This is a genomic window from Micromonospora sp. NPDC005173, from assembly GCF_040608515.1.
Classification (GTDB): domain Bacteria; phylum Actinomycetota; class Actinomycetes; order Mycobacteriales; family Micromonosporaceae; genus Micromonospora.
On record NZ_JBEXIK010000006.1, the window covers coordinates 105042 to 131695 of the forward strand.

General features: G+C 70.9%; 26 protein-coding genes. 13 read left to right on the forward strand and 13 right to left on the reverse strand.

What is annotated here, in order from left to right; all coding sequences use genetic code 11:
- Window positions 1-13: 13 nt before the first annotated feature.
- On the forward strand, window positions 14-607 hold the full coding sequence (locus tag ABZV00_RS10430; RefSeq protein ID WP_355603988.1) for a TetR/AcrR family transcriptional regulator: 594 nt from the start codon (window positions 14-16) through the stop codon (window positions 605-607).
- Here the strand turns inward: ABZV00_RS10430 and ABZV00_RS10435 are convergent.
- The 3 genes from ABZV00_RS10435 to ABZV00_RS10445 form a co-directional block, all read right to left on the reverse strand.
- Window positions 604-1104 (reverse strand): GNAT family N-acetyltransferase, encoded by a 501-nt coding sequence (locus ABZV00_RS10435; protein ID WP_355603991.1) that lies wholly within the window; start codon window positions 1102-1104, stop codon window positions 604-606. The two genes, ABZV00_RS10430 and ABZV00_RS10435, sit on opposite strands and share 4 nt — an antisense overlap.
- A 63-nt stretch (window positions 1105-1167) precedes the next feature.
- Window positions 1168-2031: a YegS/Rv2252/BmrU family lipid kinase gene (locus tag ABZV00_RS10440; RefSeq protein WP_355603994.1), complete on the reverse strand. Its 864-nt coding sequence runs from the start codon at window positions 2029-2031 to the stop codon at window positions 1168-1170.
- The gene (locus ABZV00_RS10445; RefSeq protein ID WP_355603997.1) at window positions 2032-3597 is read right to left on the reverse strand and encodes an FAD-binding oxidoreductase; all 1566 of its coding nucleotides are present in this window, start codon (window positions 3595-3597) and stop codon (window positions 2032-2034) included. It lies immediately after the preceding gene.
- A 45-nt stretch (window positions 3598-3642) separates the two neighbouring features.
- Between ABZV00_RS10445 and ABZV00_RS10450 the strand changes: the two genes are divergently transcribed.
- The 4 genes from ABZV00_RS10450 (at window position 3643) to ABZV00_RS10465 (ending at window position 8273) form a co-directional block, all read left to right on the forward strand.
- Window positions 3643-5169 carry a glycerol-3-phosphate dehydrogenase/oxidase gene (locus tag ABZV00_RS10450; protein WP_355604000.1) on the forward strand — a complete coding sequence of 509 codons (1527 nt, stop codon included), beginning with the start codon at window positions 3643-3645 and terminating at the stop codon, window positions 5167-5169.
- Between the two features lie 112 nt (window positions 5170-5281).
- Window positions 5282-6157, forward strand: a complete 876-nt coding sequence (locus ABZV00_RS10455; protein WP_355604003.1) for an alpha/beta hydrolase — start codon at window positions 5282-5284, stop codon at window positions 6155-6157.
- A 79-nt stretch (window positions 6158-6236) separates the two neighbouring features.
- Window positions 6237-7208, forward strand: coding sequence for a pyridoxal-phosphate dependent enzyme (locus ABZV00_RS10460; protein WP_355604006.1), 972 nt, complete (start codon window positions 6237-6239; stop codon window positions 7206-7208).
- Between the two features lie 81 nt (window positions 7209-7289).
- The gene (locus tag ABZV00_RS10465) at window positions 7290-8273 is read left to right on the forward strand and encodes a hypothetical protein (protein WP_355604009.1); all 984 of its coding nucleotides are present in this window, start codon (window positions 7290-7292) and stop codon (window positions 8271-8273) included.
- Window positions 8274-8310: 37 nt separating this feature from the next.
- On the opposite strand, the gene ABZV00_RS10470 is transcribed toward ABZV00_RS10465, so the two are convergent.
- The 3 genes from ABZV00_RS10470 to ABZV00_RS10480 all read right to left on the reverse strand — a co-directional run bounded on the left by ABZV00_RS10470 (window position 8311) and on the right by ABZV00_RS10480 (window position 15905).
- Window positions 8311-9228 (reverse strand): endonuclease/exonuclease/phosphatase family protein, encoded by a 918-nt coding sequence (locus tag ABZV00_RS10470; RefSeq protein WP_355604012.1) that lies wholly within the window; start codon window positions 9226-9228, stop codon window positions 8311-8313.
- Between the two features lie 27 nt (window positions 9229-9255).
- Window positions 9256-14715 carry a carboxyl transferase domain-containing protein gene (locus ABZV00_RS10475; RefSeq protein ID WP_355604014.1) on the reverse strand — a complete coding sequence of 1820 codons (5460 nt, stop codon included), beginning with the start codon at window positions 14713-14715 and terminating at the stop codon, window positions 9256-9258.
- Window positions 14716-14924: 209 nt separating this feature from the next.
- Window positions 14925-15905 carry a WYL domain-containing protein gene (locus tag ABZV00_RS10480; RefSeq protein WP_355604017.1) on the reverse strand — a complete coding sequence of 327 codons (981 nt, stop codon included), beginning with the start codon at window positions 15903-15905 and terminating at the stop codon, window positions 14925-14927.
- A gap of 180 nt (window positions 15906-16085) precedes the next feature.
- Here ABZV00_RS10480 and ABZV00_RS10485 point away from each other — a divergent pair, with 180 nt between their 5' ends.
- Window positions 16086-17252, forward strand: a complete 1167-nt coding sequence (locus tag ABZV00_RS10485) for a winged helix DNA-binding domain-containing protein (RefSeq protein WP_355604019.1) — start codon at window positions 16086-16088, stop codon at window positions 17250-17252.
- Window positions 17249-17878 (forward strand): TIGR03086 family metal-binding protein, encoded by a 630-nt coding sequence (locus tag ABZV00_RS10490; protein WP_355604022.1) that lies wholly within the window; start codon window positions 17249-17251, stop codon window positions 17876-17878. The genes ABZV00_RS10485 and ABZV00_RS10490 overlap by 4 nt, the downstream gene beginning before the upstream one ends.
- Before the next feature lie 17 nt (window positions 17879-17895).
- On the opposite strand, the gene ABZV00_RS10495 is transcribed toward ABZV00_RS10490, so the two are convergent.
- Window positions 17896-18450 (reverse strand): hypothetical protein, encoded by a 555-nt coding sequence (locus ABZV00_RS10495; protein ID WP_355604024.1) that lies wholly within the window; start codon window positions 18448-18450, stop codon window positions 17896-17898.
- A gap of 67 nt (window positions 18451-18517) precedes the next feature.
- On the opposite strand from ABZV00_RS10495, the gene ABZV00_RS10500 reads away from it, so the two are divergent.
- Window positions 18518-18676, forward strand: coding sequence for a hypothetical protein (locus tag ABZV00_RS10500; protein WP_355604027.1), 159 nt, complete (start codon window positions 18518-18520; stop codon window positions 18674-18676).
- Window positions 18677-18718: 42 nt separating this feature from the next.
- On the opposite strand, the gene ABZV00_RS10505 is transcribed toward ABZV00_RS10500, so the two are convergent.
- Together ABZV00_RS10505 and ABZV00_RS10510 are read right to left on the reverse strand one after the other, a co-directional pair.
- The gene (locus ABZV00_RS10505; RefSeq protein ID WP_355604030.1) at window positions 18719-18919 is read right to left on the reverse strand and encodes a hypothetical protein; all 201 of its coding nucleotides are present in this window, start codon (window positions 18917-18919) and stop codon (window positions 18719-18721) included.
- A gap of 109 nt (window positions 18920-19028) precedes the next feature.
- Window positions 19029-20141, reverse strand: coding sequence for an RNA-guided endonuclease TnpB family protein (locus tag ABZV00_RS10510; protein WP_355604033.1), 1113 nt, complete (start codon window positions 20139-20141; stop codon window positions 19029-19031).
- A 520-nt stretch (window positions 20142-20661) separates the two neighbouring features.
- Between ABZV00_RS10510 and ABZV00_RS10515 the strand changes: the two genes are divergently transcribed.
- A complete protein-coding gene (locus ABZV00_RS10515; protein ID WP_355604036.1) occupies window positions 20662-21462 on the forward strand; it encodes a TIGR02452 family protein in 801 nt (266 codons plus the stop codon).
- 89 nt (window positions 21463-21551) lie between these two features.
- A complete protein-coding gene (locus tag ABZV00_RS10520; protein WP_328417974.1) occupies window positions 21552-21959 on the forward strand; it encodes a hypothetical protein in 408 nt (135 codons plus the stop codon).
- Window positions 21960-21985: 26 nt separating this feature from the next.
- Here ABZV00_RS10520 and ABZV00_RS10525 read toward each other — a convergent pair whose 3' ends face one another.
- The 4 genes from ABZV00_RS10525 to ABZV00_RS10540 all read right to left on the reverse strand — a co-directional run bounded on the left by ABZV00_RS10525 (window position 21986) and on the right by ABZV00_RS10540 (window position 23794).
- Window positions 21986-22366 (reverse strand): YccF domain-containing protein, encoded by a 381-nt coding sequence (locus ABZV00_RS10525; RefSeq protein WP_328426699.1) that lies wholly within the window; start codon window positions 22364-22366, stop codon window positions 21986-21988.
- 95 nt (window positions 22367-22461) lie between these two features.
- A complete protein-coding gene (locus tag ABZV00_RS10530; protein ID WP_355604038.1) occupies window positions 22462-22770 on the reverse strand; it encodes a BON domain-containing protein in 309 nt (102 codons plus the stop codon).
- Window positions 22771-22787: 17 nt separating this feature from the next.
- Complete coding sequence (locus ABZV00_RS10535) at window positions 22788-23411, reverse strand: STAS domain-containing protein (RefSeq protein WP_355604041.1); 624 nt, start codon at window positions 23409-23411, stop codon at window positions 22788-22790.
- On the reverse strand, window positions 23408-23794 hold the full coding sequence (locus ABZV00_RS10540) for an STAS domain-containing protein (protein WP_355604044.1): 387 nt from the start codon (window positions 23792-23794) through the stop codon (window positions 23408-23410). The genes ABZV00_RS10535 and ABZV00_RS10540 overlap by 4 nt, the downstream gene beginning before the upstream one ends.
- Window positions 23795-23946: 152 nt before the next feature.
- On the opposite strand from ABZV00_RS10540, the gene ABZV00_RS10545 reads away from it, so the two are divergent.
- From ABZV00_RS10545 to ABZV00_RS10555, 3 genes are read left to right on the forward strand one after another with little or no spacing between them, the layout of a single operon-like run.
- Window positions 23947-24633 carry a response regulator transcription factor gene (locus ABZV00_RS10545; RefSeq protein WP_328417970.1) on the forward strand — a complete coding sequence of 229 codons (687 nt, stop codon included), beginning with the start codon at window positions 23947-23949 and terminating at the stop codon, window positions 24631-24633.
- Complete coding sequence (locus ABZV00_RS10550) at window positions 24630-25985, forward strand: HAMP domain-containing sensor histidine kinase (protein WP_355604047.1); 1356 nt, start codon at window positions 24630-24632, stop codon at window positions 25983-25985. Before ABZV00_RS10545 ends, ABZV00_RS10550 begins: the two co-directional genes overlap by 4 nt.
- A complete protein-coding gene (locus ABZV00_RS10555) occupies window positions 25982-26545 on the forward strand; it encodes a GerMN domain-containing protein (protein ID WP_355604049.1) in 564 nt (187 codons plus the stop codon). The genes ABZV00_RS10550 and ABZV00_RS10555 overlap by 4 nt, the downstream gene beginning before the upstream one ends.
- Window positions 26546-26654 lie beyond the last annotated feature (109 nt).

A 26654-nucleotide genomic window follows, 5' to 3' on the forward strand; every position in this document is an offset into this window, starting at 1 on the left:
ATAGACAATCCGCGTGGTGGAGGTGAGCCAGTCCGGCGAGCGCACCGTCGACGACACGGTTCTCGACGCTGCCCGTGACTGCGTGCTGGCCTACGGCGTACGTCGCACGACGATGACGGATGTGGCGCGGCGCGCCAGCGTGTCGCGGATGACCGTCTACCGGCGCTGGCCGGACGTGCAGTCCCTGATCGGGGACCTGATGAGCCGGGAGTGGCATCAGGTGCTGATGGCCGCCGCGGCCGCCGAGACAGACGGCTCGGGCCGGTCCCGCCTGGTGTCGCGGGTGGTGGCGGTGGCGCGGGAGCTACGGGAACACCCGCTGCTGTGCAAGATCCGTGACGTCGATCCGGAGGTGCTGCTCCCGTACCTTCTCGACCGGCGGGGCAACGGCCAGGACGAGATGCTGCGGTTCCTCACGGCGGCGCTGGCCGCCGGGCACGAGGACGGCTCCGTCCGGCCCGGCAGGCCCGAGGTCATGGCACGCGCCGTCTTCCTGACCACACAGTCCTTCGTGCTGTCCGTGCGCACGGTCGCGGACGACGTGCCGGTTGCCGAGTTCGACCGGGAGTTGGCGCTGTTGGTCGACGGCTACCTGGAGCCGGGCTAGGGGTTGTCTCGCGGGTCCTGAGGTCCGATCGGCGCACCGGTGTGACTGGCCAGCATGAGCAGGACGTGCTCGTCTTCTCCGTGACGCACGGTGTCGATCTGCTGGAAGCCGAGCTTCTCCAGCAGGCGGACCGAGCCGGTGTTCGTGCCGACCGGGTCCGCGTAGAGCGGCCGGGTCTTCTCCCGGCCCAGGAACAGCCGCAACGCCTTGGTCCCCACACCCCGACCCCAGTACTGGCGGTCGAGCCAGTAGCCGATGAACCGTTGGTCCTGGATCCACCAGGCCACGATGCTGCCGGCCGTGGCACCGTCGACGGTCACCGTCTGCACGAAGACACCGGGATCGCCGAGGACCTTCGTCGCCCAGTGCTTCATGAACGTCTCCCGGTCGCGCGGGGTGAACCTCGACCGACGGACCGACTCGGGATCGTTTTCCTGTTGGTGGAACGCCTCCAGATCGGCTTCTTCGACATCCCTCAACTGCACCTGGTCACTCATGCCACCCATTCTGGTGCTCACCACCGACATGATCCGGATGCCGAAGCCGGGGCCCGACGGGACCTAGCCGGCGATGACGTGCAGTGCCTGCGGGCGGACCTCGACGGTTACCTCGTCGGCGCGACCGACGGGATCACCGTCGCCGTACACGGTCATCGGACGGTCGGCGCGCACGGTGACCGACGTGCCACGGTAGGAGAAGACGTGCCCGCGCCGTACGTGCCGGCCGGTGCGCATCTGCCGCAGCGCTATCGGGAACAGCACCTTCGGGGCGTGGCCGATCACCACGACGTCCAAGGTCCCGTCGTCGGGCTGCGCCGCCGGTGCGACGTGCAGGCCACCGCCGTAGTACCCGCAGTTGGCGATCACCACCGTGTAGGCGTGCCGGTGCTCGGTCCGGCCGTCGACGGTGATCGTGTACCGGGTGCGCGGCCAGCGCAGCAGTGCCCGCAGCCCGGCGGTGGGATACACGAGCGCTGCGGGCAGACGTGACCGGTTGGCCAGTTCGTTGGCCGCCGCGTCGACGCCGACATAGACGCTGCCGACGATGGTCTGCCCCGCGACGTGCAGGACGTCGAGGTCCCGTGGTCGTCCGTGCAGCAGCAGGTCCGCGACCGCCTCGGGGGAGTGCGGCAACCCGAGCTGGCGGGCGAAGTCGTTGCCGCGGCCGGCGGGGATGACGCCGAGCAGACCGCCGGTGTCGGCGACCGCTCCGGCGAGCAGGCGGATGGTGCCGTCGCCGCCCGCGGCGACGACGACCTCACCGCCGTGCACCGCCGCCGTGGCGCGCTGGCGGGCCTGCTCGGCCGTCTGCGTGTATTCGGCCCGGATCCGGGCGCCGGCGCCGCGGAGCAGATGGGCCACCGGCATCAGGCGGGACAGTCCTCGGCGCGCGGTGGGCCCGAGGATCACTGCGAAGGACCGCACCTACGGCACCAGGATGCCGGGATTGAGGATGCCGGCCGGGTCCAGCTGCTGCTTGACGGCCCGGAGCAGGTCGACGGCGACGTCGCCGATCTCGGCGGCGTACCAGGCCCGGTGGTCCGCGCCGACACCGTGATGGTGGCTGATCGTGGCACCCGCGGCCGCGATCGCGTCGCTGGCCGCTGCCTTCGCCTTTCGCCATCGGTCGACCGGATCCGGTCCGGGGGAGCAGATCACCGTGAAGTACAGAGACGCGCCGGTCTCGTAGACATGGGACACGTGTGCCAGCACCAGCGCACCGTCCGGCAAGGCCGCGAGGATCGCCTGCCGCACCCGGTCGTGCACCTCCGGCAGCGCCGACCAGTACGCCGCGGTCTCCAGAGTCTCCGCGAACGCCCCCGCGTCGAGCAGCGCGTCCCGCAGGTACGGGGCGTCGAACCGGTGCCGCGCCCACTGTTGGCCCGCCTCTTCGCCCAGTGGCACGCCGCCGTGCGCCGCCAGCACGGCGGCGGCCGCTTCGACGGTGGAACGGACATCCGCGCCCTCGTACCCGGCGATCAGCTGGCAGCCGCCGTCGGAGCGGCCGGCGCCGGTCGCCCCGATCATCGTCTCGACCTCGTCGGACAGCCGCAGCACCGTGGGCTGCGGCCCGTCCTGTGCCAACCGCCGCACGGCATGCAGGCCCTCGGCGAACGATTCGAACCGCCAGCCCTCGTAGTGCGACTGGGCCGGTAGTGGTCGGATCCGGACGGTCACGTCGGTGATGACGCCGAGCGTCCCCTCGCTGCCCAGGAACAGTTGCCGCAGATCGGGACCGGCGGCCGACGCGGGGGCGCGGCCGGCCCGTACGGTGCCCCGGGGCGTGGCGACCGTCAGCGCCATGACCATGTCGTCGAAGCGGCCGTAGCCGGCCGACGCCTGGCCGGATGACCGGGTGGCGGCGAATCCACCGATGGTGGCGTACTCGTAGGACTGCGGGACGTGGCCGAGGGTGAACCCGTGCTCGGCGAGCAGCTCGGCGGCCCGGGGGGCGCGTAGCCCGGCCTGCAGCGTGGCGGTCCGCGACGTCGGGTCGACGGCGACGACGTCGCTCAGCCGACTCAGGTCGACGGCGACGTGCCGCGCCGCGGACGGCGTCAGCCCGCCCACGACCGAGGTGCCACCACCGAAGGGGACAACGGTTACCCCGAACCGGGAGCAGATGTCGAGGATGGACACCACCTCGGCGTGGTCGGCCGGGCGCAGCACGGCCTGCGGGGCCGCCCGTACCAGGCCCTGTCGATGGCGGAGCAGGTCTGGCGTCGACATGCCCGACGCGTGACGTGCCCGGGCGTCAGGGGTGGTGACCACGTGCCCGGCGCCCAGCGCCTGCCGCAACGCGCCGAGGACCGCGCCGTCCAGCTCGCAGTCCGGCACCGTCACCTCGGCCAGCGGTACGACCGGCGGCGGGGGTGCCAGTTCGAGGACCTGCGCCAGCAGCGTCGAAGCGGATTCCGGCAGCACCTGCGCGTTCTTCGTGGTGCCCCAGCGGGCCCATCCGACGGGCGATGCTTCCCCTTCCATATTCATGTGTGACAGAGTGACATTCAATGTCACTACATCGCAAGGAGGCGTGTGAACACCTCGCTGACCGTCTCCCGCCGGGAACGTGACCTCACCGAACTGGTTGCCGGCGCGCCCGTCGACGTCCTGGTCGTCGGGCTGGGCGTCACCGGCGCCGGAGTGGCGCTCGACGCCGCGAGCCGTGGGCTGTCCGTGGTCGCCGTCGACGCCCACGATCTGGCCAACGGCACGTCCCGCTGGAGCTCCAAGCTGGTCCACGGTGGCCTGCGATATCTCGCACACGGCCAGGTGGGCATCGCCTACGAGAGTGCCGCCGAGCGCCACCTGCTGCTGACCCGCACTGCGCCGCACCTGACGCGCCCCTTGCCGATGCTGCTACCGGCGACGGCGTACACCAGCCGTTGGCAGGCGCGCGCCGCGGCGGTCGGCCTTCGCGCCGGAGACGTGCTGCGTACCTGCGCCGGAACCTCTCGGCGGACCCTTCCGGGAACGCGCAGGCTCGGCTCGGCCGAGGCGGGTGCGATCGCGCCCGCACTGCGGCCGGAGGGCCTGCGCGGAGCACACCTGTCCTGGGACGGGCAGCTCTGCGACGACGCGCGACTTGTCGTCGGTCTGGCGCGCGCGGCCGCGGCGCGGTCCGCCCGCATCCTGCCCCGCTGCCGGGCGATCAGCCTGCACCGCGAAGGCGCCACCATCGAGGACACCCGCACCGGGACGCGGATGCACGTCACCGCCCGCGCCGTCATCAACGCCACGGGCGTGTGGGCCAGCAGCCTGACCCCACACGTACGTCTGCGCCCGTCGCGAGGAACCCACATCGTCCTGTCCGCCGCCCGCCTGGGCGGACTCTGGGCCGGCCTGACCATCCCGGTCCCCGGTGAGTTCACCCGCTACGTCTTCGCGCTGCCCCAGACCGACGGCCTGGTGTACGCCGGACTGACCGACGAGCCGGTGACCGGCCCCGTTCCCGACGTGCCGCAACCCACCGACGCCGACATCGCGTTCCTGCTCGACGTCCTCAACAGCGTCCTCGACCAGCCCCTCCAACCCGCCGACGTCCTCGGTGCCTACGCCGGGCTACGGCCGCTGCTCGCCGACTCCGACACCCGAACCGCCGACCTCTCCCGCCGACACGCTGTCATCGACGACCCCGACGGGATCATCAGCGTGATCGGCGGCAAGCTCACCACCTACCGCCGGATGGCCGAGGACGCCGTCGACACCGCCGTCTGTCAGCGCCGCCTCCGTGCCGGCCCCTGCCGCACCCGCGACCTCCCCCTACCCGGCGCCGCGAGCAGAGCGCAACTGGCCCGGGTCCCCGCGCCACGCCGGCTCGTCCACCGGTACGGCACCGAGGCGGTCGACGTCCTGGCCGAGGCGCCCGCCGAACTCCGCCAGCCGATCAGCCCCGACATCCCGGTCACCGGCGCAGAGCTCCTCTGGGCCACCCGGCACGAACTCGCCCTCACCGTCGACGACCTGCTCGACCGACGCACCCGGATCGGTCTCGTCCCAGCACACCGTGAGGCCGCGCTGCCCACCGCGCGAGACGTCCTCGCGCTGGCCGCCGAGGGGTGACCGAACCCGGCCCCGGGGTCGCGAGGGCGTTCCCGCGATCTGCTCAGGGGGCGGGCCGGCTGTCGATAGCGTTGTGGTCAGGCACTGAATAGTCGCGGAGGGGTCCGGGGTCATGTTTGACGGATTCGAGGAGTTCGACATTCCTACGTCTGGGGCGACGATTCATGGGCGCCGCGGCGGAAGCGGACCCCCCGTTCTTCTGTTGCACGGCATTCCTGAGACGCACCTCATGTGGCATCGCGTAGCGCCGCAGCTGGCCGAGAATTACACCGTGGTCGTCACTGACATGCGGGGCTGGGGCGCCAGCGGCAAACCGCCGAGCAGCGCCGATCATGAGCCCTACAGCATGCGAGCGATCGCTCGCGACCAGATCGACGCCATGCGAAGTCTGGGCTATGACCAGTTCAGGCTCGTCGGGCACGATCGCGGGGCCCGGTGCGCCTACCGTCTGGCGCTCGATGAGCCAGACGCTGTCACCCGGCTCGCCGTCATGGACGTTGTCCCTGGCGGCGACGCGTACGACCGTGCCGACATGAAGTTCAGCCTCTCCTACTGGGTCTGGTCCTTCCTGGCGGCACCGGAGCCGGTGCCCGAGCAGTTCATCGACGCGGCGCCCGCCGTCCTCGTCAATTTCATGCTCGACATGTGGCCTGAGGTGAAGGACGCGTTCCCGGCCGAGGTACGCGCCGAATACGTCAGGCAGTTCAGCGATCCCGCCACCGTCCACGCGATCTGCGAGGAGTTCCGCGCGGCCGCGACGTTGGACTACCAGCAGGACGAGGCGGACCGAGGCAGCCGGAAGATCGCGTGTCCCGTGCTGTTTCTCTGGAGCCAACGGGGTCAGGTCGCGAAGCTCTACGACGACCCGCTCGGGATCTGGAGGCAGTGGTCCGATGATGTTCGCGGCGGGCCGGTCCCGGTCGGGCACTTCATTCCGGAAGAGGCTCCCGAGGAGACCACACGGCAGCTGCTGGATTTCCTCAAGTAGCACCGAGGGCGGCCACGCCGGACGGCCGCCCGGCATCCTTTGGCGGCTGTCGACCGGGTGGTCCTGCCAAGATGGCAGCATGTCCGAACCCATCATTCCGCTCACGCTCGGCACGTGGCCCACACCGGTGGAGCCGATGCCCCGACTGGCCGCCGCTCTCGGGCTCGGTCGCGGTGACCTTCTGATCAAGAGGGACGACCTCACCGGCCTCGGCGGCGGCGGCAACAAGATCCGCAAGCTGGAATGGACGGCCGCCGAAGCACTCGCGAATGACGCCGACACGCTCGTCACCACCGGCGGTCCACAGAGCAACCATGCGCGGCTCACCGCCGCGACCGCGGCGCGCCTCGGTCTACGCGCCGTGCTGGTGTTCCCGGGTGAACCCGGGGTGGCGCGATCCGGCAACCTCGTTCTCGATGCGTTCCTCGGTGCCGAGATCGTCTTCACCGGGGTGACGGGTCAGCAGGCACTCGCAGACGCCGCCACGCGGGTGTGCGACCGGCTGCGTGCCGAAGGGGCGCGTCCGGCCCTCATCCCGTTCGGCGGGTCCAGCGCGTTGGCGACCCGCGGCTACGCACGGTGCGGCGAGGAGTTGATGTCCCAGGTGCCCGACCTGCGTACCGCCGTGGTGGCGCTCGGCTCGGGCGCCACGATGGCCGGGCTCGTCGCGAGCCTCGGCCCGGACCGCACGCTCGGCGTCGATGTCGGGGCGGTCGACGACTCCCGACAGCGCGTGGCGGCCTTCGTCGCCCCACTCTCGCCGGATGTTCGCGCCGACGACCTGCGCATCGACGGTGACCACATCGGAAGCGGCTACGCGAGCCTCACCGACACGGTCGAGGAGGCGCTGACCCTCGTCGCCCGGCTGGAGGGGATCATCCTCGACCCTACGTACACCGGGCGCGCGATGGCGGCACTCATCGCGGCAACTCGGCGTGGCGAGATCGAACCGGGCAATACGACCGTCTTCATCCACACAGGCGGGGTTCCCGGGCTGTTCGGCCACGCCGACGTTCCGGCGTTCGCCGAGAGCGTCCAAAAGGTCACCTGACCGGGAGCGAACGCCACGGGGACTCCCATCGCCGGGGCCGGTCCCTGACGGCGGGGGCGGCACCGTGGTTGGATGTGCGCCGTGCGGCTGTCTCCCGGATCGGTGTGTTGGTCGGTGGTCGCCGGCGCCGCAGTGGTGCATGTCCTTGGCGTGCTGTCGGACGCGTCGGTCCTCGCGGGGCAGGCGACCGGGGTGGCGCTGACCGCTCTCGCGGCGATCGTGCTGCTCGGCGCCGGGCGCGGCCGCCTCGCCGTCGCTGGTGGTATCGGCCTGCTCGCCGTCGACGCCGTGACGTCGGCGGCGGACTCGGGCGGGCCACGGTACCTGTCACCGTTCTACGCGCCGCTGAGCGCGCCGCGCCCGTATTCGGTCGGCGACGATCTCGCGTGGCTGGGTGAGGCGATGTCGGCGCAGGTCACGCAGCATTGGTCGGCACTGCTGGGCATACCGCTGATCTGCGTGGGAACGGTGGTGACGCTGGCCGACCGGCCGCGGACCGACGCACGATGGCTACGGTGGATCGCCTGGACCGCCGTCGCGGGGGTGGCCGTCATGCTGGTCGCCGACCTGGGCGGAGGGAGACTGGCCCGGCTGTTGGTCACGCTCGGCGTCCAGTTACCGACCATGGTGGTGGTCGCCGCAGGGCTTGCGGTGCTCGTGGTGGCCGCCGGTCGGCAGTGGCGGTTCGGCGTCCCGGCCATGCTGGGCGCGTTGCTGCTGACCGCTGCCGTGCTCGCCGCTGACCTGGCGGCCGCGGGGCCGGTCCGGCCGGTCAACCGGCAGGAGCTGGGCTTGTTCAGCCACCAGGCGGTGTTCCTCCAGGCGGGCTTCCGCTCCGATGTGGAGGGCATGACGGCGCTCGACGACCTCTTCTCGCCAGGCCTGGTCACGGAACCGCTGCTGGCGCTCGTGCCAGTCCTCGCGATCGCACTGCTGGTGCTTGCGGCACCCGCCCGGGGTGGTGGGCCTAGCCGTGATGAGCCCGCCGGGATGCGAGGCATGCATCCCGGCGACGGGGATGACCGGCGAGGTCACCACGACGGTCCCGGTCAAGAGGACAACTGACCGCAGTCCGTGGCCACCTCGCCGAGCTACGGGGCCGTCACGGCGGGAGGTCTCCGTCGATCGTGAGTGTGGCCAGCAGCCCCGGATGGTCGGTCGCCCCGTGCATGCCCACCGACCGGCCGCAACAGATCCTGACGTCAGTTGTCGCCATGACGTGTTGCAGCGCGCCGTCGTCGATCCGCAGGTAGTCCGGTGGTACACAGGACCGCACGTCGGGGGAGCCGCCGCGTCGGAGGTTGAGGTCGCCAAGCAGCACGGTGGGCGCGTATCCGGCACTCCTGCGAATCGTCGGTACCACCGTGTCGAGCAGGTGACCGCACTGGGCAAGCGCGACGGTGAAACTCGTGGCGGCCAGGTGTGTGGTGCAGGCGTGCAGCACGCCGGCGACATCGACGCAGAGCCAGGCTCGTTCCTCAGGGTCCGTGAAATCCTGCGTCGGGTAGATTCCGCTGTGCACCGTGTGCCGCGTGTCCGGCGCCTCAAGGCGAGTCAGTAGTCCGATGCCGTACGGCTGGCCGTTGCGGCAGCGGGTGACGGCGCCGGAAGGGCGGTCTCCGGCGGCCATGAAGGCGGACACGACCGTGTCACCACTGTGGACCTGCGAGAACGTACGCTCGAGGGTTGTTACGTCGTCCTGGCAGATCTCGTTGAGGGTGACCAGATCGGGCACCTCTGCGCTCATGACCACGGCGGCTTCGTTCACCGATCGGCCCGTGTAGCAGCCGGCGCGGCCGCTGTTGCAGAGGTTCAACTGGAGTACCCGCAGGACCGTGGGTGCGGGGGTGTCAGCCGCCGACGAGCCGGTCACCGACGAACCGGCCGGCACCGTGGCGGCGGCGATCAGGCACAAAATGGCCAGGGCTCGGCGGAGACTTCCGTATGAACGATCCCGCCCGGCAGGTGGGGTCGTCCCCGCGCGGGGACGACCCCACCTGATGCTCCGGTGGGTGATCATTGGCGCTCTGCCCGCACCTCCCGCCACCTAGCCCAGACGGGATTCGATGGCATCGATGATGCGTGGTCGCAGGTCGGCGGCGCGGACGACTGCGTCCACGGAGCCGACCTCGACGGCGCGCTGGATGTTGTGCACGCGGTCGAACTCCGTGGCAACCTCGCCGAGCTTCTCCGCCCGGACCGACGAGCGCAGTTCGTCGAGTTCCGCGGTCAACGCGGCGCGCTCGGTGCCAGCCGCGGCGGCGACGCGGGCCTCCAGGTCGCGCACGCGCGGGTCGGCCGCCGTACGGGCGTTGACGTCGGCGGAGAACACCACCGCGGCGGCGGGGGCGCCACCGAGCACCGAGGCGAATGAGCCCTCCAGCGCCAGCACCGTCATGTTCGGGTTCAGTGCCTTGGAGAACACCACGAACGCGCCGCCGTGGTACCGCGAGATCACGCAGAAGACGATGGGCCCGCGGAAGTTCACGATCGCCCGGCCGATCTCGGCGCCGTACTCCAACTGCAGCTTGCGCATCGACTCCGGTGAGCCGTCGAAGCCCGACAGATTCGCCAGCACCACCAGCGGCCGGTTGCCGCTGGCCGCGTTGATCGCCCGCGCGGCCTTCTTCGACGACCGTGGGAACAGCGTGCCCGCGGTGTAGGTGTCCGGGCCGTCGGTGGGCGGGAAGCCGCGCCGCGGCACCGCCCGTGACTCGATGCCGAGCAGGCACACCGGGATGCCACCCAGGTGTACGTCCTGCACGACCGCGGTCTCCGCGTCGGCCATGCCCGCCCAGCGTTCCAACACCGGGTGGTCCTGGTCGGAGAGCGCCCGCATCACCGTCCGGATGTCGAAGGGCTTCTTGCGGTCCGGGTTGGCCGCCGCGGAGAAGATCTCCCCGACGGTGCTGAAGGTGCTGCCAGCCAGGGTGTGCGGGAAGGCGGAGATGTCGCGGTCCACGGGGTCCGTGCTGGGCGCCCGCCGCGGCGCGTCCTCGCCGGGCGCGACGTACGAGTGGTCGTAGTGCGACATCACCACGTCCCGCGCGGCGGTCAGGTTCGGCGCCCAGTACTGCGCCTGCCCGTTCGGCCCCATCACCCGGTCGTAGCCGCCGATGCCGAAGTTGTCCTCGGCGGACACACCACCGGAGAAGTCGAGCGACTGCTTGCCGGTGAGGACCATCGCCGAGTCCGGCGTCATCACCAGGATGCCCTTGGTGTGCATGAGCATCGTCGCCTCGGCGTTCCAGTACGGCTGCGCGCCGACGTTGATGCCCGCGACCACAATGTTGATCTCACCGCCGGCCTGGGTGAACTCGACGATCCGCTTGAGCGCCGCGGCCACCCAGTCCATGTTCTCCGTGCCCGAGGTCATGGAGATCCGTGCCCCGGCAGACAGCGCCCACCACTCCAGCGGCACCCGCATCTGCTCCGCCAGGTCCAGCGCGGCGATCACGCGGCGGCACTCCGGCTCGGACAGTGCGCCCAGCGACTTCGTCGGGTCACCCAGCAGCACGACCCGGCTGACACCCTGCGGATGCCGCGTGGTCGGCGTGGTGACCACGCCGGCGACGATCGCGGCGCGGTTGCGCCCCTTCGGCCGCTGCACCGGCACCAGCGCGTGGTCGTCGTCGAGGTCGTGCTCCACGAAGTCGCCGAGCAGCCCGGTCAGCTCGTACGGGTACACCGTGTTGCGGCTGCTCGCCCGCAGCACCTTCAGCCGGTAGTCGTCGAGCGGCTCGACCGGCTCGACCGGCGGCTCGCCGACGGTCAACTCGGCGCCGCCGGTGGCCCCGAAGGAGATCCGTACGGCGATCTTGGTCAGCTCGCCGGTCCGGCGGTCGCGCTGCCGCGCGATGAAGAGGATCTCCTCCAGCCCGGCGCCCGCGGTCGTCGGGCGCACCCGCCCGGCGATCATCTCCATCTCCTCGCGGGTGAGCTCGCTCGGCGGCCAGACGTAGACCACGATCCGGTTGGTGTTGAACCGCGTCTTCGACGGTCGCCGCGACTGGGCGCGGCGGATCGAGTCGAGGCACGCGGCGATGGCAGCCTCGGTCGTCGGCAGCGCGACCAGCCGGCCGTCCTGCTCGCGCAGCTCGGTCAGGTCACGCACCTGCGCGAACGCGACGAGGCGCTCGTCGGACGGGTTCTCCCGGGCCACGCACTGGAAGAGGTAGACCTCCTCGTCCGACGACGGCAGCCGGGTCAGGTCGAACTTGTGCAGCCGCTCCAACTGCATCCGCTGCGCGATGTACGGGTGCAGGCCGCGGATCAACCGATCCTCGGTCGTCCCCGAGTCGGACGGGCGGAAGGTGAAGTGGTGGTGCATCACGGCGCCGCCGCGACCCGCGACGGTGGCGGTGAGCCGGCGGACCTGGGGCGGCAGCGGGTGCGCGGTGATGACCTCGAGCAGCGCGGCCGCCATCGCGTCGAAGTCCTCCGGCTGGTTCTCCCAGCCGAGGTAGATGTCGGCGTCGACGGCATCCTCCTCGCTCGCCAGCCCGGCGAGCCCGCGTAGCGCGCCACCCAGCGCGTCGAAGCTCACCGCGGCGGACACCACGCTCGAGTCCGCGCGCTCGGCGACCACGAACGTGCAGTCCGAGACCCCGCGGGTGCGCACGCTGGTGAGCGTCTTGTTGCCGTAGTACCGCCGGGTCAGCACCTCCAACATGACCGCGTTGTCGAGGTGGTCGCGGACGAGCCGCTGGCCGAGCAGCCGTACCAGTGGCTCGGTGCTGCGGACCATCTTCGCGACGCGTTCGGTGCGGTCCGCCGCGTCCGGGTGCGCGTCCAGGTGACGCAGGTGCCCGCGGACCTCGGCGTAGACGCGGGCGCGGTTGCGGCGCAGCAGCGGCTGGGCGAACCAGGCGAACACCACACCACGGGCGAGGTCGGCGACCGCGGGGAAGCGGACCTGCGTCGCGGCCACCAGCCGCTCCAGGGCGAGGCCGGCCGGCTCGCGCAGCGTCTCGTCCGGCGGGGACTCCCGCAGCCACGCGCGCAGCAACGTCGCGACGACCGTGGCATCGGCGGACGCGCGTTGCTGGGCGAGGAAGATCCGGAACACGGCGGCTTCGAGTGCGGGGGAGCGCTCCAGGTCGGTGACGCCGTAGTGTCCGAGCGCCTTGCCGAGCCTGGCCTGGAACGAACTCGGCAGGCCGGCACGCTCGATGTCGAGGCTCTGCAGGTAGGTGTGGAAGTACTCGCGGGCGCTGTAGACGTGGCCGTCGCCGTCCTCGCCCGTCGGGCGGTTGCGGCTCAGCTCGGTGAGGTCGGCGAACACGGTGACCAGGTTGAGTTCCGCGGCCAGCGGCCGGTGGCCTTCCTCGGTGGCCGCCCGCCGCGCGGTGAGGTAGTCGTCGAGCACCCGCCGGTCGTCGTGCGGATCGACGTCGAAGCCGAGCAGCAGGCCGCGCAGGTCCTCCTGGCCGCGTCGGCTGCGCAGGTACGCCGCAATCTCCTCGGTGGCGGCGGGCAGGTCCAGCTCCACGGAGGCGGCGGCCGGATCGTCCACGGTCTCGGCGGCCTCGTCGGCGAGCGGCTCCAACCGCAGCAGCGGCGCACCTGCCTCCACCTGGCTGCCCACCGAGACGGCGCACTCCTTCAGCCGGGCCTTGAACGGCGCCCGCAGCACCGTCTCCATCTTCATGGCTTCCAGCACCAGCACCGGCGCGCCCGCCTCGACCTCGGCGCCGACCTCCAGCGGAGTGGCGACGACCAGCGCGGGCATGGGGGAGCGGACGACGCCGCCCTCGTCGCGGCTGACCCGGTGCGTCACGCCGTCAACCTCGACCAAGTGGGTCGGCCCGTACGTGCCGGTGAGCAGGCGGTACCGCATGCCGTTGACGACGATCTGGCCGGTGTGCCGGTCGAAGCGGTCGAGCTCGACGTCAGCGGTGCGCACCGCGCCGGCCGCTTCGATGCCGACGCGGAACCGGTGCGCGCCGACCCGCGCCACGCGCATGCGGTAGCCGACGCCGCGCAGCTTGAGGTCCAGAGGCCGGCCGCTCTTGTGCTGCACCTGCGGGCGCCCGCCGGACGCCGTTGACAGCAGCCGCTGCCGCTCGACGCGCTCCTCCTCCTCGTACGTCTCGATGGCGGCGGCCGCCAGCGCGACCGCGGAGTGCCGGTGCGCCACGAGCCGGCCTTCGCCACGGACGCGGTCGATCCAGCCGGTGTCCGCGCTGGCGTCGATCACCTCGGGCTGGTCGAGCAGGTCGAGCACGAAGCTCTTGTTCGTCGCACCGCCCTCGATGATCACCGTGGTGTTCGCCATCGCGCGGCGCAGCCTGCCGAGCGCCTCGTCGCGATCACGGCCGTACGCGATGATCTTCGCGATCATCGAGTCGAAGTCGGCCGGGATGGTGTCACCCTCGCTGACACCGGTGTCGACCCGGATGCCCGGGCCGGCGGGCAGGTCCAGCCGGGCGATACGGCCCGGTGACGGCGCGAAGTCGCGGTCGGGGTCCTCGGCGTTCAGCCGGGCCTCGATGGCGTGCCCGCGCTCCGCCGGCGGCGCGCCGTCGAGCCGACCGCCCGAGGCGACGTGCAGTTGCGCCTTGACCAGGTCGAACCCGGTGGTCAACTCGGTGATCGGGTGCTCGACCTGCAGGCGGGTGTTGACCTCGAGGAACGCGAACAGCTGGTCGCCGGGGTGGTAGAGGAACTCGACGGTGGCCGCACCGCGGTAACCGACCGCCACGGCCAACCGTTCGGCCGACGTCTTGAGCTCGGCCGCCTGCGCCGGGCTCAGCACCGGCGATGCCGACTCCTCGATGACCTTCTGGTTGCGTCGCTGCACCGAGCAGTCGCGGACACCGAGCGCCCAGGCGGTGCCCTGCCCGTCGGCGATCACCTGGACCTCGACGTGCCGGGCACCGGTGACCAGGCGCTCCAGGAACACGATGCCGCTGCCGAACGCCCGCGCCGCCTCCTGGCTGGTGCGGTCGTACGCGTCGGTGAGCTCGGCCTCGTTCCTGACCACGCGGATGCCGCGCCCGCCACCGCCCGCGGTCGCCTTCAGCATCAGCGGGTAGCCGATCTCGGCCGCCGCCGTCCGAGCGGCATCCAGGGTCTCGACGGCACCGCGGCTCCACGGCGCGACCGGTACGCCGACCTCCTCGGCGATCAGCTTCGAGCCGATCTTGTCGCCGAGCTGGCGCATGGCCTCCGCGCTCGGACCGACGAACGTGACGCCGATCTTCTCGCACAGCTCCGCGAACGCCGGGTCCTCGGCGACGAAACCCCAGCCGACCCACGCCGCGTCGGCGCCGGTCTCGGTCAGGGCGCGCTCCAGCGCCACCAGATTGAGGTACGGGCGGGCGGACGCCGGACCGAGGTCGTAGGCGATGTCCGCCTCACGCACGAAGGTGGCGGTGCGGTCGACGTCGGTGTACAGGGCGACGGTCTCGATCGGGATGCCGGTTTCCGCAGCCAACTCTCGGACCGCGTGGATGAGCCGCATCGCGGCCTCACCACGGTTGACGATGGCGACACGGTTGAACACCCGAATGACCCCTTTGGTAGATCCATGATCAGCGCACCGCGAGACGACGGCCCCCGGCAGTAAGCACCCTTCCCCCTCCCGGCGGGCAGCGCCATGGTGCAATCACCGAACCAATCGCCCCTCAGTTGTAGGAAACCACCAAAAGTTTTTGGTCGTCGGGTGCCCGGCGGCCCAGACCGTGGTCGAGGGTGGGGGCGGAGGTCGGTGGGTCAGTCGGCTGCGGCGTCGGCGTACCGGCGGGCCAGGTGCGCGAAGGCGTCCTTGAGCTCGGTCGGCCCGACGACCTCGATGTCGGCGTCGAACCTGCCGATGCTGGCGGCCAGGCCGGGCCACGACCACGAGCCCAGGACGAGCCGGCAACGGTCCGGGCCGAGGGCCTCGACGAGCCCGTCGCTGGTGTAGCGGGACACGTCCTCGGCGGGGAGGTCGAGGATCACCTCCCCGCGGCAGGGCCAGCCGCCAGAGCCCTGGAACCTGCTGACGACGAAGGCGGCCACCTCCCCTCCGGGCAGTTCACGCGGGTTGAAGCGGGGGCCCGTCGGGGTGCGCGGCGTGATCCGGTCAGCGCGGAAGGTGCGCCAGTCGTCGCGGTCGAGATCCCAGGCGATGAGGTACCAGCGCCCGCCCCAGGTGACGACGTGGTGAGGCTCCACCCGGCGCGGGGGAGTGTCGGCGCGGTCGTCGCCGGCTCCAACCGGGGAAGCGGGGGCGTAGTCGAAGCGCAGCACTTCGCGGGCTTGGACGGCGGCGCTGAGCGCCACGAGTACGCCGGTGTCGGCGCGGGGGTTCGACCGGATCCCGGGCCGCTCGACGGCGGTGACCTGGAGCGTGTCGATGCGGCGGCGCAGCCGTGCGGGCATGACCTGCCGGACGGTGCTCAGCGCGCGCACCGCGGCTTCCTCGATGCCGGCGCCGGCGGTGGTGGCGATCTGGAGTGCGACGGCGAGGGCGACGGCCTGCTCGTCGTCGAACAGCAGCGGCGGCAGTGCCGTACCTGCGTCGAGCCGATACCCCCCGTCGGGGCCCTTGGTGGCGTGGATGGGATAGCCGAGCTCGCGCAGGCGATCGACATCGCGGCGCACGGTGCGCGGGCTGACGGCCAGCCGCTCGGCCAGCAACGCCCCGGGCCAGTCCCGACGGGCCTGGAGCAGCGAGAGCAGCGAGAGCAGTCGCGCTGAGGTCTTCGGCATGAGCCCGATGTTGCCATGAGAAGCGGTCACACCCTGTCCGCTTCACCTGCGAGTGTTACGTCAACCCGACCGGGAGACGCACGCCCGGCCACGCGATCGATCGCCAACGACCAGCGATGAGGAAACGAGTATGTTCACTACGCCGCCGATCGGCCGGCCAGTTCGCCGCGACCTGACCCGATGACCGTTCTCGGCACCCGGGCGCTCAACCGCGCGACACTCGCCCGGCAGTTCCTGCTCGATCGCGCGGACCTACCGGTCCTCGACGCCGTCGCACACCTCGGCGGCCTGCAGGCGCAGGAACCGCAGGAACCGTTCGTCGGGCTCTGGTCGCGGCTGCGCGCGTTCGACCCGGCGGTGCTCTCGGACCTGCTGACCCAGCGACGCGTGGTGCGGACACACCTCATGCGCCGTACCGTCCACCTCCTCACCGCCGACGACACCGTGGCCTGGCGGGCGCGTCACGACGCCATGCTCCGCCAACGGGTGCTCGGGGCATACCGCGCCGAGCTCGACGGTGTGGACCTCGACGAGCTCGCCGCGGCAGCCCAGGCGGTGATGGCCGACGACGAGCCACGCTCGATGACCGAGATCGCGCGGGCGCTCGCCGAACGCTGGCCGACGCCGGGACCGCGGGCGCTGGGCGAAATGGTGGTCGCCGCCCTCGTCCCGATGGTGCAACTGCCGCCGCGCGGACTGTGGCGCACCCGGGCAGGAGTACGCAACGTCCCGCTCTCCTCCTGGCTGGGCCGGGAAATCGACCCGCCGGCCGCCGAGGGCTCCGACCCGGTCGGCCAGATGCTGGTACGGCGCTACCTGGCCGCGTTCGGCCCCGCAGCCACGGCCGACCTGCGCGCCTGGTGCGGCCTCGCCGGACTGCCGACCGCGGTGGCCGCGATGCGCGAGGAGTTGGTCACCTTCCGTGACGAGCGTGGCCGCCAGTTGATCGACCTCCCCGACGCGCCGCGTCCCGACCCCGACACACCCGCCCCGGTACGGTTCCTGCCGGCATTCGACAACGCGATACTCGGCTACCACGACCGCAGCCGGATCGTCGACGACGCCCACCGCGGCCTGTCGGTCGCCGGCGAACGCGCCGTGCTGGTCGACGGCCGGGTCGCCGCGACCTGGAGCGTCGAGGCCAGCACGGTGATCGTCACTCCGCTGGGCCGCCTCTCCCGCGCCGACCGCACCGAGGTCGCCGAGCAGGGTCGGGCGCTGGCGTCGTTCCTGTCGGACCAGGAGAGCAGCCAGGCACGGGTGGCCCCGCCTCCCGGCGATGCGGCAACTTTGTCGGTCCCCTCGGCTAGCGTGCCGGGCAATCAACCGGACGGAGCAACTGGATGAGCGACCTCAACACCTCCCCAGACCTTGAGCCCGCGTCCCGCGCGTTGACCTCGGTGCTGCTCGGGGTGACCGACCATCAGCTCACCCTCCCTACCCCGTGTGCGGGATGGGTCGTGGGCGACCTGCTCGACCACCTCGTCGGGCTCACCATCGCGTTCCGGATCGCTGCAGAGAAGGCGCCCGACGCCGCACCGGGCGGCCCGGGCAATCCCACCGTGGCCAACCTCGACCCCGAGTGGCGCACGATTCTGCCCGCACAGCTCGATCACCTGGTCGCCGCGTGGCGCGTACCGAGCGCCTGGACGGGCGACACCGCTGCCGGCGGGGTCGTGCTGCCGGCGCAGATCATGGGCGTCGTCGCGCTGAACGAGGTGATGATTCACGCCTGGGATCTCGCACGAGCGACCGGTCAGACGTACGACGTCGACCCGCAGACCGTCGAGTGGGTCCACGGTCTGGTGTCGCAACAAGGGAGCAGCGAGGGCACCCCGGGCCTCTTCGGGCCGTCGATCACCCTGCCAGTCGAGGCCGCGCTGCTCGATCGGGTCATCGGCCTCACCGGCCGCGACCCGGCCTGGACCTCCCCTTCGGCGATCGGAGACGCACGAGGCGGACCAGGTGCCTGAGGGCACCGGGCCGGCGCCTATTCGCGCGTGAGCCCGGGCGGGAGGGCGTCTTCGTCCGGCCCGACCGGGCGGGCGCTGACCAGCGGGTTCCGGTGCAGGGCGGTGATCAAGGCGGTGCTCCCGCCGATGTCGGTCCAGGCGTCATCCCAGAGAGCGGAGACGAGCCAGGAGTGATCCGCGGGGAAGAACAGATCGGGCAGCGGTCCGTCGCCGCGCATGTGCCCGGTCCGCCAGGTGAGAGCTTGTTCGGGGCCGGCTTCGACGAGCACGTACGGCCAGCCCGCGTAGAGGGACACCGTCGGAGCAAAAGGGAAGACGATGTCGTGGGCACCGGTGTCGAGGTAGCCCAGCCACCAGGGCTGCGCTGGGGTGTCCCGGGTCAGCTCGTCGACCACGGCCCGTTCGTGGGCTTCGACGCTGACGCCGTCGGGCGGGTAGAACGTGGCGTAGGCGCGGAACACCGGCGGGATCGCTGTGGTGATCGAGAGGCCGTGGGTGGTCTGGCCAGCGAGCCAGGCGACGTCGTCGGCCGTGCCGATCCGCCAGCTCCGCCCATCTCTGGTGACGTCCATATGCTCAGTCAAGCGTGTCCAGCAAAGCGGGAGACTCCACGTACGGAACGGCCTGTCCGCCCGCGAATTGTTCAGCAATCTGGTCGCCGACGGGTCGATGACCGCGCTCGGGGTGACGGACCCGCGTCGCTGGGGCACTGAGGGCTGGCCCGAGGAAGCCTTACCGTACGTCGCGTATGGCCTGGTCGCTGCCGCGACGCTGGAGCGGCTGGACCGGGGTAGCTGACCCGGCCCGGCGGGCTGTGTGGGCGGCCGATTCGGGCCGTGCTCAGCGGCCGTCGACCGCGGAGGCAATCTTGGCCGGGGCGTTCAGGGGTGGAAGCTGATTCTCGCTCAGTCCGTACCGCTGAGCGAGGTACGCGGGGTCCTGCCAGGTGACCAGCGAGCCCGGCTGGCCGTCGTCCCGCACCATGAGTCGCATTGGCAGGTCGATGGCGATCTCGGGACGGGCCTGCTTGACATCCTCCACCGCCCTGAAGGGCGGGGATTCCCTCGGTCACCCGGGAGGGTTCCTGTTTCACCGGGCCGCGCCTTCACCGCTTGCGCGGGTCGGGTCTTACCGTCCCTCCACAGGCGTTTCACCTCTCCGCCAGCCCGGCGGCGAGAATGTTGCACGCGGCGTTGACGTCCCGGTCGTGCACGGCATCACAGCCGGGACACGTCCAGACACGAACGCCAAGAGTCATCGCGGTGTTGATCCGCCCGCACGCCGAACAGGTCTTCGTGCTCGGATGCCAGCGGTCGATGGCGATAACGGTCCGCCCGTACCAGGCGGCCTTGTACTCGATCATGCTGCGCAGCTGTGTCCACGCCGCGTCGGAAATGGCGCGGGCCAGACTGTGGTTGCGCAGCATGGTGCGCACACTGAGATCCTCGATCACGACCGTTTGGTTCTCGCGGACGAGTCGAGTCGACAGCTTGTGCAGGTGATCGCGGCGCCTGTCGGCGATGCGGGCGTGAATGCCGGCCACCGCGAGCCGGGCTTTGGCCCGGTTCTTGGTGTCCTTGCCCTTACGGGACAGGTCGCGCTGCGCCTTGGCCAACTTACGTCGGTCAGCACGCTCATGACGCGGGTTGGTGACCTTCTCCCCGGTGGACAAGGTGAGCAGGCTCGTGATGCCCGCGTCCACCCCGACCGCCGTGAACAGCGGGGGCAGTGCCTTGACGGTGGGGTCATCGACCAGCAGGGACACGAACCAGCGGCCAGCGGCGTCTCGCGACACGGTGACCGTCGACGGTTCGGCCCCTTCGGGCAGGGGCCGCGACCACACGATGCCCAGCGGCGCGTCCATCTTGGCCAGGGTGAGCTGCCCGTCGCGCCAGCGAAACGCCGAGCGGGTGTACTCCGCCGACGCCCGAGACTTGCGCTTGGACTTGAAACGCGGGTACCGCGACCGCTTGCCCCAAAACGCGGCGAACCCGGCTTGCAGGTGCCGCAGCGCTTGCTGCAACGGCACCGAGCTGACCTCATTGAGGAACAAAAGCTCCTCGGTGCGTTTCCACTCGGTCAGCCACGCCGACGACTGCACATAGGTGCTGCGCTGCCGGTCAACCGCCCACGCACGGGTGCGCGCATCCAAGGCGAGGTTGTAGACCTTTCGCACGCACCCGAAGGTGCGGTTGAGCTGATCGGCCTGCTGCGGGGTCGGATAGAAGCGGTACTTGTATGCCCGCTTCACCACCTCACCCATACCTCGAATTTTACCGGTAGTTCATGTAAGTCTATCCCTGAGGGGAGCTGCGTTTCCTCCCCCGCCTGAAGGCAGGGGTATCCACGCCGCGACACCGATGATTACCTGTGTGTCGGGCATATCCAGCCCGGCCTTGCGAGCGGCCGCCGCATGGTCGACCACCGCCGCCACCGCAGCGCCCACGCGTTCCGCCTCAGCCCGTAGCGCAGAGATTGTCTCTCCGACATCATGGGCGCTCCGCCTGGTCACCAATCCGTCGTTCACGGCCGACCCCCGCTCACCGTGTCGCTGGGCGAATCCATCTCATCTTGCGCGCAACCGACGCCGGTTCGGGCAGGTTTGCAGGTCTGAGCAAGGAAGCCGGCGCTGAGGTCGGGTTCGCGCTGGGTGTGTGCAGGACCAGGCTGCGGTCGCCTCCGGTCGTCGGCGGCAGTAGCGGAAACCAGTTGTTGGTGTGGCGCCCGCTGCTTAACCTGCTGGCTGTGCAGGCCCTCCATTCTTATTCTCGCCGGGCGTACCGGTGAGCAGTCGCCTCCGCGAGATAGCGCGCCAGACCGTGGCGATCGCCGAGTCCGGCCGGTACCGCAACGGCGCCGGCGATGAGGTCGTCATCGACGGGGCGGTGCGCAGTGCGGTCGCCGGCACCCGGCACCACCTGCCGGACGACGTGTTCGAGGTGGGCGGCGTCGATGCCGGGGCCGGCGTCGTCGAGGTGACACACGAGTCGACGTTGCAGGCAGCCCGCCGGCTCGGGCCCGCCGCGGTGTGTCTGGTGTTCGCGTCGGCCAAGAATCCGGGCGGCGGGTTTCTCGGTGGGGCGAAGGCGCAGGAGGAGAGCATCGCGCGCTCGTCGGCGCTGTACCCATGCCTGCTTGCCGCACCTGACTTCTATGCGTTCCACCGCGCGCAGCGGGATCTGCGCTACAGCGACCGGGTCATCTACTCCCCACCCGTGCCGGTCTTCCGGAACGACAAGGGTGACCTGCTCGACCAGTCGCATCTCACCTCGTTTCTGACCGCTGCGGCGCCGAACCTGGGTGCGATCATCCGCAACCAGCCCGAGCATGCCGCCGAGGTGCCGGCGGTGCTGTCCCGGCGCGCACAGCGGGTCCTCGAGGTGGCCGCCGCGCACGGGCATCGAACCATCGTGCTGGGCGCGTGGGGGTGCGGAGTGTTCCGCAACGATCCCGCCACAGTGGCGGGCGCCTTCGCCGACGCGCTGCAAACGGTCGACCGGTTCGACCACGTGGTGTTCGCCATCCACGACACACTGCCGGGCGCACCCGTGTACGACGCCTTCCTCACTCGTTTCGCCGGTTAGCTGCCGCGACCCTCAGCCGGCCGAGGACCATGTCCGGCGTAGCGGTTAGCCTGTGCCTATGCAGGACGCGGTGCCCTGGAGCAACCTCGATGGCTGACGCTGGCGATGTCCGTCACCTGGCACTGGCACTGCCTCACGTGGTCGAGATCGACAGTGCCGGCTTCGACTTCCGGGTCGCCGACAAGGGGTTCATCTGGTCCTACCCCGAGCGGAGACCAGGTGTCCCGCGTGTCATCCGGACCGACATCGCGGTGCTGTACGTCGGTGACGAAGCGGAGAAGCAGGCCCTGCTCCTGGGCGAGCCCGACGTCTTCTTCACCACGCCCGCGTACGACGGGTTGCCCCTGGTGATGCTGCGGTTGGAGCGGGTGGACGTCGATCGCCTGACGGAACTCGTCACCGACGCGTGGCGCATGCGTGTGCCGGATTCGCTCGTCGGCGACCTCGATGACGGAGGCGACTCGTTGAGACCGGATCTGAGCAGCGCCGACCAGTAACCGGGTGACTGTTCGAACAGGACCGTTCAAGGTATGTCGACGACCTCGCGGCCGAGGGGCCAGAACGCGGCCGGAACGAGTTTGAAGTTGGCGATGCCGAACGGAATGCCGATGATCGTGACGCAGAGGGCGATGCCCGCGACGATGTGGGACAGCGCGAGCCACCAACCCGCCAGCACCACCCACAGGATGTTCGCCAGCCCGGAGGCGGCGCCGGCGCCAGGCTTGGGCACCAGAGTGCGGCCGAAGGGCCACAGCGAGTAGACGGCGAGGCGCAGCGACGCGACGCCGAACGGAATGGTGATGACGAGGACGAAGCAGATCAGCGCGGCGAAGCCGTAGCCGACCGCCAGCACGATGCCACCACCGAAGATGAGCCACAGCACGTTCAGTACGAAGCGAATCACTCCTCCAGCATGAGCGATGCTCGCCAACTGTCAGCGCCCGCACCGGGGTCCGCAGCCGTCCGGGCCCACCATCCGTTCCTGATCGGTACCCCGGGTCAGCGGGCCAGTCGCCGTGGGCGCGCCAGCCGCAGTGCGTTGCAGACGTCGAAGACGTCGGTGACCTCCCAGGCGATGTCCCCGGCCACCTGCCGGGTAGCTGGGTCGGTGACGATGCCGGTGAGGATCACCACTCGGTTCTGCACGCTCACGGCGATCTGCTGGCGTCGGGTGGTGCCGTCGCTGCTGATTCGTTGGGCGACCGACGCGGCGATGCGGGTGTCCTCGTCGGCTGGCCCGCCCTGCCCGGGTGGCGGCGGCTGGACCGGCCGGGCGTGTTCGTCGGGGTACGGCCAGGGCGTGACCATGAGGGAGTGTCCTTTCGTTAACGGGCGGATGATCCGGCTGTCTCAGCAGTCGAGGCCGTGGCGGCGGACACCCCGCGAGGGGAGAGGTGAGTGAGGGCGTCGTCGCGGCTCTCGAAGATCAGGAAGGCCCCGTCCAGGCGCATGGTGTGCAGGACGGTGCGGATGAACCGCGACGGTGCGGCGAGGCAGAGCGTGACGCCCCGGTCCCGGGCGTCGCAGTGGGCGCGGACGAGCAGACCGAGACCGGTGGAGTCGATGACGTGCACCCGGGCCAGGTCGACCACGACGTTTCCGCCGACGTCGGCCGCGTGGCGCAGGGCGGTGCGCAGGGTGTCGCCGCTTTCGAGGTCGATGTCGCCGGTGGCGGCGATGACGGTCACATCATCGAGATGGTCGATTCCGAGGATGCCGCCGGGACCGTGGTCTGCGCACGACGCGTGCTCACCGCCGGAGGTTGGCAGGAGGCTGCAGTGCGGGCAGCGGTGTGGCCCGGTGGCGAACGGGGAGCCGCTCCAGCCGTGTTCGGCCACCAGGGTCCAGACGACCTCGGCGTCGGGAAGCACGCAGGCGGTGCCCCGGATGGTGTCGCCGCAGGTGTCGCAGATCAGGGTCATCAGGTGGTCGTCCGGGACGACGGTCATTCTGCTGGTCCTTCCTCGGCGTCCGGTTGGTGCCGGGTGGCTCCCGTGACGCCGGGAGGTACCGGTGCGGAATCGGTGACGATCGACAGAACATGGTCCAGGCGGGCGATCCGCAGGATGCGTCCGACCCGTGGGCTCGGGTTGCGGACGGTGAGGACCGCGTCTGCGCGGGCCAGTCGCCGGTGTACGTCGAGTAGCAGGCCGATGGCGGCGGCGTCGATGTGCCAGCAGCCGGACAGATCGACCACGACCTGCGCGGGGTGCAGGGCCAGGAGTCGGTCGAACACGGCGCCCGCCTCCGGCAGGCAGGCCAGGTCGAGTTCGGTGACGCGGACCTCGACCAGCGGCAGCGTGCACGGCGCGGGCGCCAGCGGCGTCGTCATGGCCGTGCCCCTTCCCTCATGGTCCTGGTCCGCTACCACCGTGCTTGGCAGCTTTGGCGGTCACTGCGCGGATCTATGACAGTTGCGTGACAAAACCGCCAGCCGACGAGCGCGGTTGGCAGCCTGGTGGGCTGCCCGGGGATGATGCCGGCATGACGGCCGTACTGGTGATCGAGGACGACGACCGCATCCGCCTGGCGCTGCTGCTCGCACTCGAGGACGAGGGCTACGACGCTCTCGGCGCGGCCACGGCCGAGGAAGGCCTGCGTGCCCAGCGCCGCCACCCGGCTGACTACGTCCTGGTCGACCTGATGCTGCCCGGCCTCGACGGCTTCGAGTGCATCCGGCAACTGCGCCGTGACGACGATGTGCCGATCGTGGTGGTCAGCGCCCGCGACGACACCCACGACATCGTCGCCGCCCTCGAGGCCGGCGCCGACGACTACGTCGTCAAGCCCGTAGCGATCAAGGAACTGACCGCTCGACTTCGGGCACTGCGCCGCCGAGCCCGCCCGGTGGTGGCGCCGGCGCCGAATCCCGTGCCGGTGGTCGCCTTCGGAGAGTTGGAGATCAGCCCGGAGGCGGGGGAGGTGCGCTGCGCCGGCCAGCCCGTCACGGTCACCCGCACGGAGTTCCGGCTGCTGTGTGAGCTGGCCGAACACGCCGGCCGGGTGCTGTCCCGCCAGCAATTGCTGCAACGGGTCTGGGGGTACGACAGCGGTGACGAGCGACTGGTCGACGTGCATGTCGGCCGGCTGCGGCAGAAGATCGAGCCCGACCCGGCAAACCCCCGGCACCTGGTGACCCTGCGGGGTCTGGGCTACAAGTTGCAGCGATGAGGCGCCTCGGACTGCGTACCCGGGTCACCGCCGCGTTCGCCGTCGGCGCGCTCCTGCTCGCTGCGTCGATGGCCCTGGTCTCCTACGAGTTGACCCGCCGTTCTCTGATCGAGGAGCGGGAACGTACCGCCCTGCGGGCCGCCTACTTCGATGCTGCCGTCGTGCGTGCCGGCCTCGACACCGAGACCCCCGACGTGGTGGCGGTGCTCCGTTCGCTGGACACAGGCGGCGCTCGGCGGCCCGTGCTGCACCTCAACGGCGAGTGGTATGCCCGGACCGCCGATCCGGGCACCACCGCCGCCATACCCGGCGACCTGCGACGGGTCGTCACCGCCGGGGAGCCGGCGGTGCAGCGGGTACGCATCGACGGTCAACCCGCCCTGGTGGTCGGGGTGCCCTTGTCCATGTCGGCGGCGTACTTCGAGGTCAACTCCCTGCGTGAGCTGGAGCATACGTTCCAGGTTCTGGCGCTCGCACTGACCACCGTCGCGGTCGTGATCGCCGGGTCCGGCGCCGCCCTCGGCTGGTATGCCACTCGGCACGGGTTACGCCCGTTGACGGCGGTCGCCGACGCCGCCGAGAAGATCGCGGCCGGTGACTTCACCGCCCGCCTCGACCCGGCCACCGATCCCGACCTGACCCGTCTCTCCTCGTCGTTCAACCAGATGGTCGACCAACTCGCCCGTCGTATCGAGCGGGATCGCCGTTTCGCGGCCGACGTCAGCCACGAACTGCGCTCACCGTTGCAGACCCTTGCCGCGGCGGCCAGCGTCCTGGCACGTCGCCGGGAACACCAGGATGAGCGAACGGTCACCGCCGCCGGGCTCGTCGCTGACGAGATCGACCGTTTTCAACGGTTGGTCAACGACCTGATCGACCTGGCCCGCAGCGACCAGCCCGCCCACCGCGCCCCCGTGGACGTGGTGGCGCTCGCCCGTGAAGCCTGCTCCGCGTACGACCTGCACCCCACCCTTGTCCACCTCGCGCCGGGTGCGCCCCCGACGTGGCGGGTCGAGCGGCGGCGCATCGCACAGGTGCTGGCGAACCTGCTCGAGAACGCCGTCACCTACGGCGGCGGCCTCGTGGCTGTGCGCCTTGGCCGCGATGGCAGCACCGGCGTCATCGAGGTCGACGACGCTGGCCCGGGCGTGCCCGTCGAGGATCGTGAGGCGATCTTCGACCGTTTCGTTCGAGGGCGGGCCGCCCACACTCGTGGCACCGGCGACGGCACCGGACTCGGCCTCGCCCTGGTCGCCCAACACGCTGCCGCCCATGCCGGGCACGCCACCGTTGCCGACCGCCCGGGCGGAGGCGCCCGTTTCCGCGTGGACCTGCCGGGAAGCTTGCCATGAAACGTCGTCATCTCGCCCCGTTGGTGCTCGCCACCTTGCTGGCTGGCTGCGGTGTGCCCGCCGAAGACACCCCCCGGAGGGTCCATCCCCCGCCAGGCCCGTTCCCCGCGCCGGTCCCGGCCGCGACCACCGCACCGGCCGGGCGCTTCGACGAGACGCTCTGCCTTGTCCGTGACAATCACATCGTCCCGGTGGTCCGTCGTGTCGACCGCCCATTCACGCCCGAGGAGCAGTTGCGGCACCTACTCGCCGGGCCAACGGCGGGCGAACGCAACGACGACCTCGCCAGCGCGCTGCCGGGAGCAGTCAACGCGGCGGGTGCGACGGTGATCGGCACGCAAGCCCGCATCGTCGTGGTGGGGCCCGGCGCCGACACCGGCCGCAGCGACGAGGTTCTCGCCTTCGGCCAGATCGTCTGCACTCTCACCAGTCGCGACGACGTCAACACCGTTGCCTTCCTGCGCGACGGCAGGCCTCTGGGAGTACCCCGGGCCGATGGCTCCCTGTCCACCGAACCGCTCACCCGCGCCGACTACACCCCACTCATCAATGCACGTTGACCTCGCTGACCGGTACGCCGCAGGCGGACCCCGGCCCACGGCACCGGCGCGGGATGAGGAGGGGCGAAAGGCGGGGAGCAGGCCGGAGCCGGGGTCCCCGCGACGGCGG

Bases quoted from the DNA above. Each gene is read 5' to 3' on its own strand.
- ABZV00_RS10435 (WP_355603991.1), bottom strand. From the start codon at position 1,104: ATGAGTGACCAGGTGCAGTTGAGGGATGTCGAAGAAGCCGATCTGGAG.
- ABZV00_RS10445 (WP_355603997.1), bottom strand. From the start codon at position 3,597: ATGAATATGGAAGGGGAAGCATCGCCCGTCGGATGGGCCCGCTGGGGC.
- ABZV00_RS10455 (WP_355604003.1), top strand. From the start codon at position 5,282: ATGTTTGACGGATTCGAGGAGTTCGACATTCCTACGTCTGGGGCGACG.
- ABZV00_RS10460 (WP_355604006.1), top strand. From the start codon at position 6,237: ATGTCCGAACCCATCATTCCGCTCACGCTCGGCACGTGGCCCACACCG.
- ABZV00_RS10470 (WP_355604012.1), bottom strand. From the start codon at position 9,228: ATGATCACCCACCGGAGCATCAGGTGGGGTCGTCCCCGCGCGGGGACG.
- ABZV00_RS10480 (WP_355604017.1), bottom strand. From the start codon at position 15,905: ATGCCGAAGACCTCAGCGCGACTGCTCTCGCTGCTCTCGCTGCTCCAG.
- ABZV00_RS10485 (WP_355604019.1), top strand. From the start codon at position 16,086: ATGACCGTTCTCGGCACCCGGGCGCTCAACCGCGCGACACTCGCCCGG.
- ABZV00_RS10490 (WP_355604022.1), top strand. From the start codon at position 17,249: ATGAGCGACCTCAACACCTCCCCAGACCTTGAGCCCGCGTCCCGCGCG.
- ABZV00_RS10495 (WP_355604024.1), bottom strand. From the start codon at position 18,450: ATGGACGTCACCAGAGATGGGCGGAGCTGGCGGATCGGCACGGCCGAC.
- ABZV00_RS10510 (WP_355604033.1), bottom strand. From the start codon at position 20,141: ATGGGTGAGGTGGTGAAGCGGGCATACAAGTACCGCTTCTATCCGACC.
- ABZV00_RS10520 (WP_328417974.1), top strand. From the start codon at position 21,552: ATGGCTGACGCTGGCGATGTCCGTCACCTGGCACTGGCACTGCCTCAC.
- ABZV00_RS10530 (WP_355604038.1), bottom strand. From the start codon at position 22,770: ATGGTCACGCCCTGGCCGTACCCCGACGAACACGCCCGGCCGGTCCAG.
- ABZV00_RS10535 (WP_355604041.1), bottom strand. From the start codon at position 23,411: ATGACCGTCGTCCCGGACGACCACCTGATGACCCTGATCTGCGACACC.
- ABZV00_RS10540 (WP_355604044.1), bottom strand. From the start codon at position 23,794: ATGACGACGCCGCTGGCGCCCGCGCCGTGCACGCTGCCGCTGGTCGAG.
- ABZV00_RS10545 (WP_328417970.1), top strand. From the start codon at position 23,947: ATGACGGCCGTACTGGTGATCGAGGACGACGACCGCATCCGCCTGGCG.
- ABZV00_RS10550 (WP_355604047.1), top strand. From the start codon at position 24,630: ATGAGGCGCCTCGGACTGCGTACCCGGGTCACCGCCGCGTTCGCCGTC.
- ABZV00_RS10555 (WP_355604049.1), top strand. From the start codon at position 25,982: ATGAAACGTCGTCATCTCGCCCCGTTGGTGCTCGCCACCTTGCTGGCT.